This is a genomic window from Thioalkalivibrio sp. ALJ4 (assembly GCF_000377225.1).
Classification (GTDB): domain Bacteria; phylum Pseudomonadota; class Gammaproteobacteria; order Ectothiorhodospirales; family Ectothiorhodospiraceae; genus Thioalkalivibrio.
Map to the genome: position 1 here is coordinate 12,794 of NZ_KB897920.1, position 16,512 is coordinate 29,305.

Genomic DNA, 16,512 nt, shown 5'->3' on the forward strand with positions numbered 1-16,512 from the left:
CCGGGGCGGTGCTTTTCATGTCACACGCAACACACTAGACGGTCAATCGTATGCGCCAGATGTCCCCCCGGGAATTGCAGGATCACCTTGCCGAGACGGACCAGCCGCCGGTCCTGCTGGATGTACGCGAGCCCTGGGAATACCAGCGCTGTCGCATCGACGGCTCGAAGCTGCTCCCGATGGGCGAGATTCCGGCGGCGTACCAGGAGCTGAACCCGGACGACGAGATCGTGGTGATCTGTCACCACGGAGTTCGCAGCCAGCAGGTGTGCTGGTTTCTTCAGCGGGCCGGCTTCAGCAAGGTGATCAATCTGTCCGGCGGCATCGACGCCTGGGCGCGTGACGTCGACCCGCATATGGCGACCTACTGATACCCCGTGCGCGGGCTCCCGGCGCTGTCGGTCATCGTCCCGGCCTGGAACGAGGCACAGTGGCTTCCGCACACCCTGGCAGCCCTGCAGCAAGCCCTCGCGGACGTGGATCGACGAACCGAGATCATCGTAGTCGACAACGCCTCCACGGATTCCACCCCGCAGATCGCACAGCAAGCCGGCTGTCGCGTCGTGTTCGAGCCGGAGCGGCGCATAAGCCGCGCCCGCAACGCGGGTGCCCGGGCCGCCTGCGGCGATTACCTGCTGTTCGTTGATGCCGACACCTGGCCGGACGCCGATCTGATCCGCACGACACTCGACGCCCTGGACAGCGGCAAGGTCTGCGGCGGCGGCGCACGCGTCGCGTTCGATCACCTGACCCATCGCATCTACCGCTGGGGTGCGGCGGCCTGGAACACCCTGTCGGCGCGGCTGGGACTCGCCGCCGGCTGCTACGTCTTCTGCACCCGCGAGGCCTTCGAGGCAGTCGGGGGGTTCAGCGAGCGGGTTTATGCGGGCGAGGAGGTGTTCCTGTCGCGCGCGATGGCGCGCTGGGGCCGCCACCACGGGCAGCGGTTCCGGATGCTGGAGACACCCGTGTTGACCTCGGGACGCAAGGCGGACTGGTTCAGCCCCGCCCAGCACATCCTGGTGGTGCTGCAGGCCCTGCTACTGCCCTGGAGCCTGCGCTCGCGCCGGCTGGCCTGGTTCTGGTACACGCGCCCGAAGGGATGATGAGCGCCCGTTGAGCGCTACTGGCGACGGGCGGCGTCGAGACGCGCCATTAACGTGAGCAGGCGCATGATGTCCGGCGGTGCGGTATCGTCGCGATACTCGCGGTACAGCGTGTCCACGTTGACCGCGATCCGCTCGGCATCCCCCCAGTTGGCGTAGTCGCCCAGCGCGATGTCGAACGCGGCCTCCTCCGCCGGCATTCCGGCTTCGAAACGCGCCCGCGCCTGCGCATCGATGTACACCAGATAGTCACGCACGCGCCGGGCACCGGCCTTGTCGGTGATGGGCCCGTGGCCGGGCACAATCAGCTCGACATCCATCGCCAGGATCCGGTCGATCGCGGCGATCCAGTTGCCCACCGGGCCAGCCCACATGATGGGTGTCCCTTCGATGAACAGGATATCGCCGGTGTAGACGACCCGGTCAGCCGGCACATGCACCAGCACATCCCCCTGGGTGTGAGCGGGACCCACCTCGATCAGCTCCACGGCCTTGTCGCCTACCGTCAGATCGAGCCGCCCGGAAAAGGTGCGGGTCGGTAGTGTCAACTCCACTCCACCGAAATCGAACGCACCGAACGAGCGCTGCAGGTACTGCCCTACCTCGCCCATCGCGCCGCTTTGCGCCATCAGGCCGGCCAGCATCGCCGGCGGCAGCTCCGGCATCTCGTCGGCACTGGCCTGTGAAGCAATGATCTCGGCCTGATGCACCAGGCGGTTGCCAAAGGTGTGGTCACCATTGGCATGCGTATTGACCAGGAGATTGATATCCCCCGCGGCGATCCCGGTCGCGGCATCCATTTGCGCGAGCATCTCGGCCGTCAGGCGCTCGTCGAACAAGGTGTCGACCAGCAGCGCCTCTTCGCCATCGCGGATCAACCCGGCATTGCTCCAGCCCCAGCCGCCATCGGGTTGCAGATAGGCCCAGGCGCCGTTCCCCAAGTCATGCAATCCCTTACGGTAGGCACTTGGGCCCCGCTTCCCCTGCGTCGTGTGGTCGTGGCTGCACGCCATGCATCGCTCCCGATCGGAAACGGCCAAGCCTGCCGCATGGCCAGCGCGAGAGCAAAACCAGTGCATCCACACTGGCCGCACAGGAAGCGAGTGGATCTCCCATTGGTGTTTGGCTCCGGTATACTGCGCGGTCTTTCGTTTCCCTCGAACACGACGCCCGAGCCGCCATGAACCCGCGCCTGGACCGGCTACAGCCCTATCCGTTTGAACGCCTGCGCCGGCTGTTCGCGGATCTGCAACAACCCGCCGACCGGGAGCCGATCGCCCTGTCGATCGGCGAGCCGCGTCATGCGCTGCCGGGGTTTGTCGAACCGGTGCTGCGCGACACCCTCCAGGGCTACAACCACTACCCCACCACCCGCGGCGAGCCCGCGCTGCGCGAGACCATCGCCGCGTGGCTGCAACGGCGGTTCCAGCTGGACGGAGTGGACGCCAACCGGCAGGTACTACCCGTCAGCGGTACCCGCGAGGCCCTGTTCGCGATCGCCCAGGCCGTCGTCGCAGAGAAGCCCAGGGCGCGCGTGCTGATGCCGAACCCCTTCTATCAGATCTACGAAGGTGCGGCCCTGCTGGCCGGGGCGGAGCCGGCCTTCTACGACCTGGCGCCGGAGAACGGCTATCTGCCCGATTTCTCCGCGGTCGATGCCGCGACCTGGGATGCGGTGCAACTGGTCTATATCTGCAACCCGGGCAATCCGGCCGGGGCCTGCATGTCCGAGTCGGCAATGCAGGAGCTGATCGGCCTCGCCGACCGGCACGACTTCGTGATTGCGGCGGACGAGTGCTACTCCGAGATCTACCACCCGGATGCCGAACCCCCGGGCGGACTGCTCGGCGCGGCGGCCCGCATGGGCCGTACCGGCTTCGAGCGCTGTATCGTGTTCCACAGCCTGTCCAAGCGCTCCAACCTGCCGGGCCTGCGCTCGGGGTTCGTCGCCGGCGATGCCGAGCTGCTCGACCGCTTCGCGCTGTACCGCACCTATCACGGCTGCACCCTGCCGCCGCCCACGCAGGCGGTCAGTCGGGCGGCCTGGGCGGACGAGGCCCATGTCGCCGATAATCGCGCGCTGTACGCCGAAAAATTCGCCGCGGTCGTGCCGATCCTGCAGGAGGTCCTGGACGTGGAACCGCCCGCCGCGGGCTTCTATCTCTGGCCACGCGTGCCGGATGGCGACGACGAGGCCTTCGCCCGTCGCCTGTATGCCGAAGCCGGCGTCACGGTGCTGGCCGGACGTTACCTCTCCCGCAGCGACCCCGAGACCGGGCACAATCCCGGGGCCGGACACGTGCGGATGGCGCTGGTCGCCGAACCGGCGGCCTGCATCGAGGCGGCCGAACGCATCGCCGAACTATACAAATAACGAATTTTTCAACACTTAAAAGGACTGTTTCATGTCGGACATCAAGAGCATCATCGAGACCGCCTTCGAAAGCCGCGCCGAGATCAATCCGCGCAACGTGGAAACCAACGTGCGTGACGCCGTGAACGAGGCCATGGAGATGCTGGACAGCGGCCAGGCCCGCGTTGCCGAGAAAAAGGGTGGCGACTGGGTCGTCAACGAGTGGCTGAAGAAGGCCGTGCTGCTGTCGTTCCGCATTGCCGAGAACGAGTTCATCAAGGGCGGCTTCACCAACTACTACGACAAGGTACCGTCCAAGTACGCCGACACCTCCAGCCGCGACTTCCGCGAGGGCGGCGTGCGCGTCGTGCCGCCGGCCACCGCCCGTCGCGGCAGCTACATCGCTCCCAACGTGGTGCTGATGCCCTCCTACGTGAACATCGGCGCCTACGTCGACGAAGGCACGATGGTCGATACCTGGGCCACCGTCGGCTCCTGCGCGCAGATCGGCAAGAACGTGCACCTGTCCGGCGGCGTCGGCATCGGTGGCGTGCTGGAGCCACTGCAGGCCGCCCCGACCATCATCGAAGACAACTGCTTTATCGGTGCGCGCTCCGAGGTGGTCGAGGGCGTGATCGTCGAGGAAGGTGCCGTGATCTCGATGGGCGTGTACCTCGGCCAGTCGACCCGCATCTACGACCGCGAAAACGACGAGATCCTGTACGGCCGCGTGCCGGCAGGCGCGGTAGTGGTGCCGGGCAACCTGCCCTCGAAGGATGGCAAGTACTCGCTGTACTGCGCGGTGATCGTGAAGCGCGTAGACGAGAAGACCAAGGCCAAGGTCGGGCTGAACGCCCTGCTGCGCGATGTCTGATCTCGTCCTCTACGGGATCGCCAACTGCGACACCGTACGCAAGGCACGCCGGGCGCTGAATGCGGCCGGCGTCGACTTCCGCTTTGTGGACTTTCGCAAGGACGGGCTCGAGGAGGCGCAGTTGCGCCGCTGGGTGGATGCCGTTGGCTGGGAGACCCTGGTGAACCGGCGCGGTACTACCTGGCGCCAGCTCCCCGAGGATACGCGTGAGGCCATCGACCAGGAGCGTGCAATCGCACTGATGCTCGAACATCCGACGCTGGTCAAGCGCCCGGTCGTCGAGCGTGGCGACGACGTCTACGTTGGCTGGAATGCGGCGACCGCGCGTGAGCTTGGGGCTGGCTAACCGTTTCTAGCGGGCTCCGGCGCTCGTGGCTCTAGCCGGCACTTCGTATTGGCTGGGCCGGGTTCGGCATCTGGAGTCTACGGTGGCTTCGTCCGGCCGCCTGCCTGCGCTGTCTCGCCAGCGCACCGCGCCCGTTTTTGATCAACAACTGGCTTCTTTGCTCGTGCAAAGAAGTACCCAAGAAACACGCCCGACTGCCGCGACCCCGGCCCGCTGGGCGGGCCGGGGTTTCCCTCGCTCCGAGGGTTTTCGCGGGCGGCGCTGAAACTCGCTGCGCCTTCGGCTTCGCTCAAACAGTCAGCGCCTCTCTTCCCGCGAAAACCCTCTCCACTCGGCGCGACGACAACGGGGGGGAAGGTCAAGACAACAGCTGTCCCGACGATTGTGCTCACGGATGGAGGCTAGGTATTCCGACATCCTGGGCACGCTCGGCCTTCGGCCCTGCGTGCCGCGCCCGCTGGCGGGCGCCAGACCCCATCGTAGGATGTGATGAGCGCAGCGAATCGCATCAGGGTTGCCCCGACGTCGGAACGGTGCGTTTCGCTTCGCTCAACCGCACCCTACGGCGCTGGAGTTGGAAACAGGCGCGGGGATACCTTCTGTTTTGACCTCCATCCCCCCGTATGAAGCCCCTTGCGGAAGGGTTCTCGGGACGGAAGAGAGGCGCTGACTGTCTGAGCGAAGCCAAAGGCGTAGCGAGTTTCAGCGCCGCCGGCCCGAGGGCCCTGGAGCAAGGTCCCCGGGCGGAATCCGGGTGCCCTTCTTTGGGTACTTTCTTGGGCAAGCAAGAAAGTACCTCGCGGCGCGCTCGCGAGTGAGCGCAGGCAGGCAGGCGGCCGGCCGAAGCCACCGTAAACACCGGATGCCGAACCAGGGCCAGCCTCAAGGACGCTAGTAGAGGGCAGGCCCCGGGTGTCAGGCGGGTTGCTGGCGGAAGCCGGCTACCTCGGCCTGCAGACGTTCGGCCAGGCCTTCCAGGGCCTCGACGGCCTCCTGCATCTCGCGGGCGCCGTCGGCGCTGCGTACCGCGATGTCGTTGATGTGGTGTACGTTGCGGTTGATCTCCTCGGCGACCTGGCTCTGCTGCTCGGTCGCCGAGGCGACCTGGCGCGTCATGTCGTCGATGGTGGTCACGGAGTCGTGGATGTACTCCAGCGTCTCTTCGGCCTCGCCGGCCTTGCTGACCGAGGACTCGGCCTGCTGCTGACTGACCTCCATTGCCTGCACGGCCTTGCCGGCCGCACCCTGCAGGCGCTGGATGATCTCGCGGATCTCGCCGGTCGAGTCATTGGTACGCTGCGCCAGGTGGCGCACCTCGTCGGCGACCACGGCAAAGCCGCGCCCCGCCTCGCCCGCCCGGGCGGCCTCGATCGCGGCATTAAGCGCCAGCAGGTTGGTCTTCTCGGCGATCTCCTCGATCACCTCGAGGATGGACCCGATATTGTCGGAGTCACCCTTGAGCTCGTCGATCACCGTGCTGGCCTTGCGAATCTCGCTGGCCAGGGCGTTGATCGACCCCTGGGTCGCCTGGACCACATTACGCCCACCCTCGGCCGCGCGGGTGGCCTGCCCGGCGCTCTCCGCCGTGCTCTGGGTGTTGTTGGCGACCTCCTGCACGGTCGCGGACATCTGGTTCATCGCGGTGACCACCTGCTCGACATCCGAGCGCTGGTCATCGGTCTCGCGACTCAACTCGTTGCTGCGGCCCTCCAGCTGGCGCGCCGAAGCGGCGATCCCGTCGGCCGCGTCCGCGACCTGTGCAATCAGGCCCGAGAGACGGTCCATGACCGCGTTGAATGCGTTACTGGTGCGGCCAATCTCATCGTCAGTGGTGACCTCGACCCGATGGCCAAGGTCCGCCTGACCGGAGGCGATCGCTTCCAGCCCCGAGGCCAGCCGCTCCAGCGGGCGCACCAGCATGTTGGCCGCAAACCAGCCGATGGCCAGCGCGACCAGAAAGGCCACCACCCAAAGCCCCCAAAGGAGCCACCACAACTGATCGACCAGCGCCGCGTCGACATTCGCCGCCAGGTCACCCTTCATCGTGTGGAAGGTCACCCCACCCATGATCGAGAGGGGGATGGTACTGACGAGAATCACAAGGATCACAAGCTTGAGGCGCAGTCCGCCGATCTTCAGAAGCCGGTTCATGGGGTCCCTCCTTTCCCCGCTATAACGGCCAGGGTGGCCGCTTCTTGATAGCGGGCCCATCTTCGCGCAGGGGTCACCAAGAGCAGGTGATCCGGATCAAGTCGAACGCGGGTTCACGGACACAAAAAAGCCCGCGTCCCAATGGAGGACGCGGGCGGATGCGGTCAGGACGGCCGGGAATCTAGCGGCTGCGCGCAGCCCGATTGCCCTGGGCCGCACGACCCTGTCCAGCCCCGCGGTTACCGCCAGGCTTGCCGCCACGACCCTGGCGCGGCTTGCCATTACGCGCACCACCGCCCGGCTTGGCGCCACGGCGATGGCCGTTGCCATCGTTCGCCGCCGGGTTCGGCGCGTCGAACCCTTCGGTCTCGATCCGCTCGATCGGGCGCTGGATCAGGCGCTCGATACCCTTCAGGAGCTTCAACTCTTCGCCATCGACCAGCGACAGCGCGGCACCCGCAGCTCCAGCGCGACCGGTACGACCAATGCGGTGCACGTAGTCTTCCGGCACGTTCGGCAGCTCGAAGTTGACGACCTGCGGCAGCTGGTCGATATCCAGGCCTCGAGCCGCAATATCGGTCGCAACGAGCACCGGCACGGACCCGGTCTTGAACTGCTTGAGCGCCTTGGTACGCGCCGCCTGGCTCTTGTTGCCGTGAATCGCCTCGGAGGGCACGCCGTCCTGCGTCAACTTCTGCGCGAGACGGTTGGCGCCGTGCTTGGTGCGGGTAAATACCAGCACCTGCCCCCAGTCGTTGGTACGAATCAGATGACTGAGCAGCTCACGCTTCCGGCTGGTTTCCACCAGGTGTACCGTCTGCTGCACGGTCTCGGCAGCCGTATTGCGCGGGGCCACGTCGACCTCGGCCGGCTTGTTCAGCAGGCTCGACGCCAGCGTGCGGATCTCGCCGGAGAAGGTCGCCGAGAACATCAGGTTCTGGCGCTTTTTCGGCATCAGGCCAATCAGGCGGCGAATATCGCGGATGAAGCCCATGTCCAGCATGCGATCGGCCTCGTCCAGCACCAGGATCTCGATACCGGAGAGGTCAATCGTCTTCTGGTTGGCATGGTCCAGCAGGCGACCCGGCGTAGCCACGACGATATCCATCGGGCCCCGCAGCGCCTTGATCTGTGGGTTCATGTTCACGCCGCCAAAGATGGTCATCGACTTCAGCGACAGGTGGCGGCCGTAGGTACGGACGGAATCATGGACCTGAGCGGCCAGCTCGCGGGTCGGCGTCAGGATCAGCGCCCGCGGACGCCCCGGCTTGCGCTCGGGCGCCGGGCCATCGGTCAGTCGCTGCAGGATCGGCAGGGTAAAACCGGCGGTCTTGCCCGTCCCAGTCTGGGCGGCGGCCAGCAGGTCACCGCCTTTCAGGACTTCGGGGATCGCCTGGGTCTGGATCGGGGTCGGCGTTTTGTAGCCGGCCTGGTCCAGCGCACGCAAAAGGGATTCGGCCAACCCAAGGTCGGCAAAGGAAGAAACAGAAGACATGCAATACTCCAACGGCTACCCGCCGCTCGCAATCGAGGGGCACCCATCGGGGTATGACGAAATCGGGGGGACGGGAACCGAGAAGGTTCCGGATCAGTGAACGGACGCTGACGGGCGGGGCGTTCGGTGAGGCCACTATACCGGGTCGGAAGGTGAAAGCAAGTGATTCTCCGCGGTTTTTTCGCTTAATACCTGATTCACGCGGTAAAGACTCTGGGCCGATTCCACAAACGCTCGTATAATGCACGGATTATAAGAATAAACGCGCCAGGGATGGCCGGGTGACGCAGGTCCAGCGATGCGGATCCGTGTGGCACCCAGGGTCAGACGCGCGTGCCTCACGGTTACGGCATACATCTGGTAGTTCGATCGTCCGTTGCCGACTGTGGAGGAGCACGATGATGAGTACGTCCGGGGCAGCCGCCCGAGCAATGGGTCGCCATTTCCGATCCCGAGCGTGCACATGACTGATTTCGCTCAGGGGCCCCGATGAACGTCCTTCCCCGCTCCCCGGCTTCACGCTATGTGCCCCTGATGTGGCTGGTACTGCTGGCACTGTTCATGCTGCCTGTACTGCTCTGGATGGTCGGCATCCCGGTCCCGCCGCTGGTGCCGCTGGAGCATATGACCGCATTCCACACCGCGACCGAACTGTTCGCGGTGGTCGTGGCGATCGGGGTGTTCGCAGTCGCCTATCATGTGCGCGACCGCCGTCGGGTAATGGCCACACTGGTCCTCGCCACTGGGTTTCTCGCCGTAGGCCTGCTGGATTTCCTGCACCTGATGACCTATCCGCAGATGCCGGATTTCATCACGCCCAATTCCTCGCAACAGACCATCTTCTTCTGGCTGGCCGCGCGGCTCGTCGCCGCAACGGCGCTCCTCCTGTATGTGGCACTCCCCTTGATGCCAAGAAGCCAGGAACCCGTTCCCAGGGGCATGCTGGTGGGTGCTTTGGCGCTAGTCGCAGTGCTTGCCTGGGTGGGGCTATGGCACGAACAGCGCATTCCGGCACTGTTCGTCCCGGGCGAGGGACTGACGCCGTTCAAGATCGCGCTGGAGGGCGTGGTGGTGGTGCTGCACGCCGCCACCCTCCTGGTCCTGCTGCTGCGCCCTCAGCTCATGCAGCGCCCCGGTATGCCGCTGGTGGCCGCCGCGCTGATGGTCCTGATGGCCAGCGAGGTATTTTTCACCCTGTACGACAACCTGTCCGACGGCTTCTTTGTGCTCGGCCACATCTACAAGGTGGCGGCCTATGCGCTGATTTACTGGGCGGTTTTCATCGAAAGCGTACGCGCGCCCATGGCACAACTCCGGGCTGCCCACCGGGATGTCGAGCTCCGCCAGCAGCGCTACGAGCAACTGATCGACACGGCGCCGGACGGGGTACTGGTGACCGACGGCGACGGCACCATCCTGATGGCCAATCGCAACCTCGAACGCCTGTTTGGTTACCCGCGACGGCATCTGATTGGCCAGCCCGTGGAGACCCTGATCCCCGAGCGCCTGCGCGAACACCACCAATCGGTCCGCGAGCAGCAGAGCGACGACATCTCGGAACGGACCATGGGCCAGGCCCCCGACCTGCGGGGACGCCGGCTCGACGGCACCGAGTTTCCGGTCGACATCAGCCTGAATGCCTTCGAGGACCAGGGCGGGCGGCGCATCACCGCCTTTATCCGGGACATTTCCGACCGCCAGCGCCGCGAGGCCCGCATTCAGCACCAGGCGACCCACGACAGCCTGACCGGCCTTCCCAACCGCTGGCTCCTGCACGACCGGCTTGCCCAGAGCATTGCCCACGCCAGCCGTCACGACCATCGCATCGCGGTGATGCTGCTCGATCTCGACCACTTCAAGATGATCAACGACACCTTCGGCCACCACGAGGGTGACGAACTGCTGCGCGAAGTCGCTCAACGCCTGAAGGACGCAGCGGGCAACGACGCCACGATCGGGCGTTTTGGCGGCGACGAGTTCATGATCCTGGTCCCCGAGATTACGGATGAGCTGCAGATCGGGGAGCTGGCCCAGGAGATTCTGGCGCAGTTTGACCGGCCGTTTCAGACCGGCCCCACGCGCCAGTTCAGCTCCAGTGCCAGTCTCGGGATCGCGCTGTTCCCGCAGGATGCGCGGGACGCGAACACGCTGGTGCGCTATGCCGACATGGCGATGTACGAGGCCAAGCGCTCCGGGCGCAATACCTACGCGTTCTATTCCGAACACCTGGATGCCCAGGTACGGGCGGAACAGCAGCTCCAGGAGCGCCTGAAACACGCGCTGGAACATGACCAGCTGGCACTTCATTTCCAGCCGTTGATCGATGCCCGCACCGGGGCCGTGACCGCCGCCGAGGCCCTGCTTCGCTGGAACGATCGGGAACTGGGTGCCGTACCACCATCGCGCTTTATCCCCAGCGCCGAGGCCAACGGGTTGATCCTGCCACTCGGTGACTGGGTGATCCGTCGCGCCTGCCAGCAACTGGCCGACTGGGCACAACAGGGTGTCGACACGTCCATTTGCATCAACGTCTCGGCGCTTCAGTTCCGCCAGCCGGATCTCGTCTCCCGACTCGAAGCGGCACTGAAGGAGGCCGGTGCTTCGCCCGAACGCCTCGAGATCGAGGTGACCGAGACCGTGGCCATGGCCGATGTCGCCCTGACGCGCGAGCACCTCTCCGGGCTCAAGGCGCTCGGTGTGCGCGTATCGCTGGATGATTTCGGTACTGGGTATTCCTCGCTCGCCTATCTGAAGTCGCTGCCGATCGACAAGATCAAGATTGACCGCTCGTTCATCGCGGGGATCGGCCACGACCGCGACGCCGAGATGATCCTGCGCTCGGTGATGGGCCTCGGCCACAGCCTGCACCTGAAGCTGGTGGCCGAAGGCGTGGAGACCGCCGAGCAACTCGCCTTCCTGCGCCGAGAAGGCTGCGACCTGTACCAGGGATGGTTCTACTCGCCCGCGCTGTCGGTGGAAGAATTCCGTGCCACCGTCCACTCTCAACTGGATGCCTGAGGCTCGCCCTGCTGGCTGCGCATGCCATTGGCGATGGCGTGATCACCACGGACCTCGAGGGGCGGCTCAACTACCTCAACCCGGTCGCCGAGCACCTGACGGGATGGAACCAGGCGTCCGCCTACAACCAGCCCCTCGCAAGCGTGTCCCACCGGCTACCTCAAAAGACACTGAAGATCGATGGCAGCTTTGTGCGCGACATGGCGGAGGATCGGGTCAGCCGCGCGATGGTCGAGAGCATCCACCACATTGGCCGCGTGATCGGGGTCAAGACGGTCGCGGAGCGCGTCTCGCACGAGAGCCTGATGGAATCCATGTGCCGAAGCCCCTGGAACCATGCCCTGTTCCGGTAGCGGAAAAGCGACGTTCCGGGTCGGTCGCCGGCTGAATACCGGGAAAGACCGGTGCGGCCGGGAACGAATCCCGACCGCCTGGTTAACCCCCGGTCAGTAGCCCATGTTCGCGTGGACATCCGGCGGGGCCTCGTGCGTTAGCAGCGACCAGGTCAGATGCGCCATGACCTCGGGCGCCACCACGGTGTGGCGATTGCCCCCGTGCTGCATCCCCTCGCGCAGGCGCTGGCGAACCTCGGCCTGCCCCGTGAGGTCGTAGATCACATCCACCTGATCGCCACGGGCCAGGATGTCCTCGACCGATTCCAGCGGAATCCCGCGCGCCTGCGCCAGTTTGCAACCCTCGGTTTCGCCCTGCTCCGATACCGCGCAAATCTCCATTCCCGGCGTATCGCTGTCCAGCAGCAGTTCCAGAAAACGGCCCCCCACACGGCCCAGCCCAACAATCGCGATCTGAATCGCCATCACTCCCTCCTTGGTTTTCGTTATATCCGGCATGCATCGTTCGGCATGCCCATCCGAGTATAGGGGACATGCTCGCTTTCGCACGCCTGAACGATGTTTGCGGAGACATGGGGAAGATCGGGCCTTTTGGGCGCCGGCCCCGAGCCCCCTACACTCGGCGCATTCACTGCAATGGAGTACACCGCATGAGTCAGTTGCATCTCCCGATCCGCGTGGATCGCCGCGAGCAGGGCAAGATCATCCAGCGCCTCGAGCGCCTGGAGGGCGTGGAATTGGAGTTCGTCGATCTCGATGTCGGCGACTATGAACTCCCCGGTGGGGTCGTCGTGGAGCGCAAGTCCGCCACCGACATGGTGCTGAGCGTCGTGGACCAGACCCTGTGGGAGAACGCCGCCAAGCTTAAGGCGACGCACGACAAGGTGATCTACGTAGTCGAGGGGGACCTCTACGAACCACGCTTCCACCAGCAGGCGCTGGACATCCACCGCGCCCTGACGCATCTGACGATCGCGCTCGGGATCAGTGTGCTGCCCTCCAATGACGAAGACACCAGCGGCATGCTGATCTACCTGCTAGGCATGAACGCCCAGGTGGACCCCGACCCAATCGCACGCCCCGCCAAGCCCGAAAAGCGCCGTGCAGCGGCGGAGTTCATTGTCAGCGGCCTGCCCGGTGTGGAACCCGATCTGGCCCGCGACCTGCTGCGCCAGTTCGGCAGCGTGCGCGACGTGCTGAACACGGATGCCGAGCAACTGGCCGAGGTCGATGGCATGGACCTGGAACGCGCCCAGCGCATCGAGTCCGTCGTGACCCATGGCAGCCGCAAAGGGTAATCCCGCAGGGTGCGGGGATTCACGTGTCTCGCCCCTCGCCTGACGTTACAATGCGCGCTGCAGCCCATGCGCAGGCCCCGGGGGCACGCGCGGCGGCGCTCGCCAGACCACCGGAAGGCGGGACCGCAATTAACTGATTTCAGGGAGAAACCAATGGCGTTCATCGTTCTCGAGAACTGCATCAAGTGCAAGTACACCGATTGCGTCGAGGTCTGCCCGGTCGACTGCTTCCACGAAGGCCCCAACTTCCTCGCGATCGACCCTGACGAGTGCATCGACTGCACGCTCTGCGAGCCGGAGTGCCCGGCCGAGGCGATTGTGCCGGAGGATGATGTCCCGGAAGACCAGCTCCAGTTTATCGAGCTGAACGCCGAGCTCTCGCGCACCTGGCCGGTGATCACCGCGCGCAAGGATCCGCCGGAAGACGCCGAGGAGTGGGACGGCGTCGAGGGCAAGCTGAAGCATCTGGAACGCTAAGTCCGCATCAATGGGGCTGCCAGGCAGCCCCACAATCTCGCTGCATCCGCCTGGCCAGGCGCCCCCCTCTGCATCTCCCGATGCGCTGCAACGGCCTTCTTCCCGACCACCACCCACCCTCCTCGTCCCTGCAAGTCAGCCCGCGGCAACCGTAGCTGGGGTACCCGGTGTCTCCTCGTTGAGTCACTCACGCGAAACCCGATTCCCTCGTGATTTCAATAGGTTCAACCTCGAATGGCCGCGCCCGAGCGCACGCACTGTATCGCGGATGGCGCAGATTGGGTCCGATCGCGATACCCCTTGACTCTATAAGTCATTGTTCTCCCGGACAAACCGTCCGCTGGCCCAAGTCCTGCTAGTTGGGTTGTTGCGTAGCACGGGCCACGTGCACCGGGGCTACGACAACCGTCTATTGCTGGCTAGCCAATGGAGACAAAGCCATGAACTTCAAAAAGACCCTGATTGCTTCCGCTATCGCCCTGGCCTTCGGCCTGAGCTCGGGCCTGGCCCTGGCCAACCCGACCAATACCGCCGAAGGCGAAGTCGGTGATCAGACCGCCACCGCCACCTCCTCGGCCGATGGCGGCGGCGCCTCGGCGAACGAGTATTCCCAGGCGTTCGCAATCAATGACTCCGACCTGTCGAACAGCTCGGACAACAGCACCGCGATCTCGGACTCGGGCAATGACAGCTCCGACAACAGCACGAGCATTTCGGATTCGGGCAATGACAACTCCGACAACAGCACGAGCATCTCCGACTCGGGCAACGACAGCTCCGACAACAGCACCGCGATCTCCGACTCCGGCAACACCACAGTCTCGGATTCGGGGAACGACAATTCGGACAACAGCCTGAATGTCTCGGATTCGGGCAATGACAGCTCCGATAACAGCACGAATGTCTCCGACTCCGGGAATGACAGCTCCGACAACAGCCTGAACATCTCCGACTCGGGCAACGACAACTCCGACAACAGCATGGCCCACGCGGACGACAACAGTGCAGCCGCCAACAACGGTTCCACTGCCTCGGTGACCCGTGATCAGAGCGACAACTCCGACAACAGCTCGGCCATCATGGATTCCGGCAACTACACCGCAACTGACAGCTTCAACACGTCGCTGCAGGTGAACGCCGTGGTCAGCCAGAACGAACTGTCGGGTACTGTGACCGGGAACTACGTCGACATCGCCGGTCGTGCCAACCAGGAGAGCCACAACTACATCGGCTCGGATTCCTTCGTAGCCCCGGCGGGGATTACCCAGGTGTCGCAGAACAGCGGCGCAAACAGCCTGACCCAGCAGCAGGTCTCGGTGCAGGCGCACCTGAACCTGGGCAACTAACCGACACGCGCTGTCGGAACGGTGTGCGGCGGGGGCCATCCCCGCCGCATTCTCCCTGCCATGCAAGAGGGTCCGGTCATGTGTAATCCGTCAGCCCACCGGGGCGGCATCGGTTCTGCTGCCTTTCTGTCCGCCGGCATGCTGCTGGTGACAGCCATCGCCCATGCCGAAGTCCCGTCGGCCGGCGATGCACTGCTGTTCGGCTCGGCTCCCGACGCCTATGAGGTGGTCGATCTGGCCACACTGGACGCGCAACGGGCACGCCAGGGCGTGACCAATATTCAGCTCGGTCAGATCCACTCGCGCATTGACCTCGCGAACAACCACGCCGTGAACTCCACCACCGGCAAGAACTTCGTGGCGGCCGGGGCCTTCGACAATGCCCGCGGGATCTCCACGGTCATTCAGAACAGCGGCAACAACGTCGCCATACAGGAATCGATGATCGTGAACATCACGATCAACCCCTGAGGAATCACCAATGCCCATCCGCCGTTGGTTCCTCTGCGTAGTCATCACCACCGCGCTGATGCTTTCGCCTGCCCTGTCCGCATGGGCCGGCGGGGCCCAGTTCCCGGGCATGATCGGCAGCATGAACGTGCCGGTGGAGAGCCTGAAAGACCTGCGCTTTCGCTCCATCGTCCCGCAGCGATACGACTTCAGCTGCGGCTCCGCCGCCCTGGCTACGCTGCTCACGTACCACTACGACCGCCCCACCACAGAGGTCGAGACCTTCGACAGCATGTTCCGACGCGGCGACCAGGACCTGATCCGCGAACAGGGCTTCTCCATGCTCGACATGAAGCACTACCTGGAGGCCGAACAGGGCATGCCCGCCGACGGCTTTCGCATCGGGCTGGATGACCTCGACAATCTCGGGGTGCCGGCGATCGCGATGATCGAGACTCGGGGCTATCGCCACTTCGTGGTAATCAAGGGGCTAGAAGGCGGACGGGTACTGGTGGGAGATCCGGCTCTCGGGGTCAACAGCTACACCCGTAACGAGTTCCAGCAGATCTGGGTCAACGACATCCTGTTCATCATTCGCGAGGACGTGGACCTCGCCCGGCATCGCTTCAATGCCTCCGAAACCTGGGCCGCCGTGACCCGCGCGCCGATCGAGTCGGGTGTCGTGCGCAGCGACCTGGCGAGCTTCACCCTGCATCTGCCCCGCGCGAGCGACTGGTGAGCGCCATGATGAAACGCCTGCCCTGCTGCATCCTGGGCGTCATCCTGGCCAGCGCGACATGGGCTACAACGGCTCATGCCCTGGATGTCCTGCCCCCCCTCGGCGACGAGCGCGTAGTACCGGATTCGGTACTGGAGGCCCAGCGCGGCGGCTTCTTCGGGCGCGATGGTCTGGAGATCTCGATCGGGCTGGAACAGATCACGTCACTCAATGGCGAGGTGATCAACCACTCCACCCTGCGCCCCCTGAGCGATATCACCAGCGGCTCCCACTGGCCCGGCACCGACCTGCGTTCGGTCGTCATCCAGACCGGGGGCGCGATGCCGGCGGAAAGCTGGACCTCGGGCATGGGCTGGGTCACTGCGATCCAGAACGAACTCGACGGACAGGACATCCGCCACCAGACCATCCTGCAACTGGAGCTTGGCAATCTGCAGATGCCGCGCGGGGACCTGGGCCGGGCACTGGAACAGCACATGCTCGAGCGTGGCGGAGGCTTCTGAACC

General features: G+C 64.9%; 17 protein-coding genes. 13 read left to right on the top strand and 4 right to left on the bottom strand.

Translation table 11 applies throughout. From position 1 onward, the window contains the following. Positions 1–50 precede the first annotated feature (50 nt). On the top strand, positions 51–371 hold the full coding sequence (locus C936_RS0111500) for a rhodanese-like domain-containing protein (RefSeq protein ID WP_018137705.1): 321 nt from the start codon (positions 51–53) through the stop codon (positions 369–371). Positions 372–377: 6 nt separating this feature from the next. Continuing rightward, complete coding sequence (locus C936_RS0111505; protein WP_018137704.1) at positions 378–1,106, top strand: glycosyltransferase; 729 nt, start codon at positions 378–380, stop codon at positions 1,104–1,106. 17 nt (positions 1,107–1,123) lie between these two features. On the opposite strand, the gene C936_RS0111510 is transcribed toward C936_RS0111505, so the two are convergent. Then, positions 1,124–2,047, bottom strand: a complete 924-nt coding sequence (locus C936_RS0111510) for an MBL fold metallo-hydrolase (protein ID WP_018175519.1) — start codon at positions 2,045–2,047, stop codon at positions 1,124–1,126. Positions 2,048–2,286: 239 nt separating this feature from the next. Here C936_RS0111510 and dapC point away from each other — a divergent pair, with 239 nt between their 5' ends. From dapC to C936_RS0111525, 3 genes are read left to right on the top strand one after another with little or no spacing between them, the layout of a single operon-like run. Next, entirely contained in the window at positions 2,287–3,480 is a 1,194-nt protein-coding gene (gene dapC / locus C936_RS0111515) for a succinyldiaminopimelate transaminase (RefSeq protein WP_018137702.1), read from the top strand. 31 nt (positions 3,481–3,511) lie between these two features. After that, positions 3,512–4,333, top strand: a complete 822-nt coding sequence (dapD, locus tag C936_RS0111520; protein WP_017925459.1) for a 2,3,4,5-tetrahydropyridine-2,6-dicarboxylate N-succinyltransferase — start codon at positions 3,512–3,514, stop codon at positions 4,331–4,333. Next, positions 4,326–4,679 (top strand): ArsC family reductase, encoded by a 354-nt coding sequence (locus tag C936_RS0111525; protein ID WP_018175518.1) that lies wholly within the window; start codon positions 4,326–4,328, stop codon positions 4,677–4,679. The genes dapD and C936_RS0111525 overlap by 8 nt, the downstream gene beginning before the upstream one ends. Before the next feature lie 915 nt (positions 4,680–5,594). Here C936_RS0111525 and C936_RS0111530 read toward each other — a convergent pair. Both C936_RS0111530 and C936_RS0111535 read right to left on the bottom strand, forming a co-directional pair. Next, the gene (locus tag C936_RS0111530) at positions 5,595–6,830 is read right to left on the bottom strand and encodes a methyl-accepting chemotaxis protein (protein WP_018137700.1); all 1,236 of its coding nucleotides are present in this window, start codon (positions 6,828–6,830) and stop codon (positions 5,595–5,597) included. A gap of 181 nt (positions 6,831–7,011) precedes the next feature. Next, entirely contained in the window at positions 7,012–8,325 is a 1,314-nt protein-coding gene (locus C936_RS0111535; RefSeq protein WP_018174526.1) for a DEAD/DEAH box helicase, read from the bottom strand. 489 nt (positions 8,326–8,814) lie between these two features. On the opposite strand from C936_RS0111535, the gene C936_RS0111545 reads away from it, so the two are divergent. Beyond that, positions 8,815–11,343, top strand: coding sequence for an EAL domain-containing protein (locus C936_RS0111545; protein WP_018174525.1), 2,529 nt, complete (start codon positions 8,815–8,817; stop codon positions 11,341–11,343). After that, positions 11,274–11,696: an EAL domain-containing protein gene (locus tag C936_RS0111550; RefSeq protein WP_255325701.1), complete on the top strand. Its 423-nt coding sequence runs from the start codon at positions 11,274–11,276 to the stop codon at positions 11,694–11,696. The genes C936_RS0111545 and C936_RS0111550 overlap by 70 nt, the downstream gene beginning before the upstream one ends. Positions 11,697–11,789: 93 nt before the next feature. Here C936_RS0111550 and C936_RS0111555 read toward each other — a convergent pair whose 3' ends face one another. After that, positions 11,790–12,161, bottom strand: coding sequence for a hypothetical protein (locus C936_RS0111555; protein WP_018137695.1), 372 nt, complete (start codon positions 12,159–12,161; stop codon positions 11,790–11,792). A 185-nt stretch (positions 12,162–12,346) separates the two neighbouring features. Between C936_RS0111555 and C936_RS0111560 the strand changes: the two genes are divergently transcribed. From C936_RS0111560 to C936_RS0111585, 6 genes are all read left to right on the top strand, one after another. Continuing rightward, entirely contained in the window at positions 12,347–12,994 is a 648-nt protein-coding gene (locus C936_RS0111560) for an ERCC4 domain-containing protein (protein WP_018137694.1), read from the top strand. A 153-nt stretch (positions 12,995–13,147) separates the two neighbouring features. Then, positions 13,148–13,471, top strand: coding sequence for a ferredoxin FdxA (gene fdxA / locus C936_RS0111565; RefSeq protein ID WP_012982432.1), 324 nt, complete (start codon positions 13,148–13,150; stop codon positions 13,469–13,471). Between the two features lie 440 nt (positions 13,472–13,911). Then, on the top strand, positions 13,912–14,817 hold the full coding sequence (locus C936_RS0111570) for a hypothetical protein (protein WP_018137693.1): 906 nt from the start codon (positions 13,912–13,914) through the stop codon (positions 14,815–14,817). Positions 14,818–14,955: 138 nt separating this feature from the next. Further along, positions 14,956–15,288, top strand: coding sequence for a hypothetical protein (locus tag C936_RS0111575; protein WP_018137692.1), 333 nt, complete (start codon positions 14,956–14,958; stop codon positions 15,286–15,288). Positions 15,289–15,298: 10 nt separating this feature from the next. After that, positions 15,299–16,006 carry a C39 family peptidase gene (locus tag C936_RS0111580; protein WP_012982429.1) on the top strand — a complete coding sequence of 236 codons (708 nt, stop codon included), beginning with the start codon at positions 15,299–15,301 and terminating at the stop codon, positions 16,004–16,006. Further along, on the top strand, positions 16,003–16,509 hold the full coding sequence (locus C936_RS0111585; protein ID WP_018137690.1) for a hypothetical protein: 507 nt from the start codon (positions 16,003–16,005) through the stop codon (positions 16,507–16,509). The genes C936_RS0111580 and C936_RS0111585 overlap by 4 nt, the downstream gene beginning before the upstream one ends. Positions 16,510–16,512: the final 3 nt, after the last annotated feature.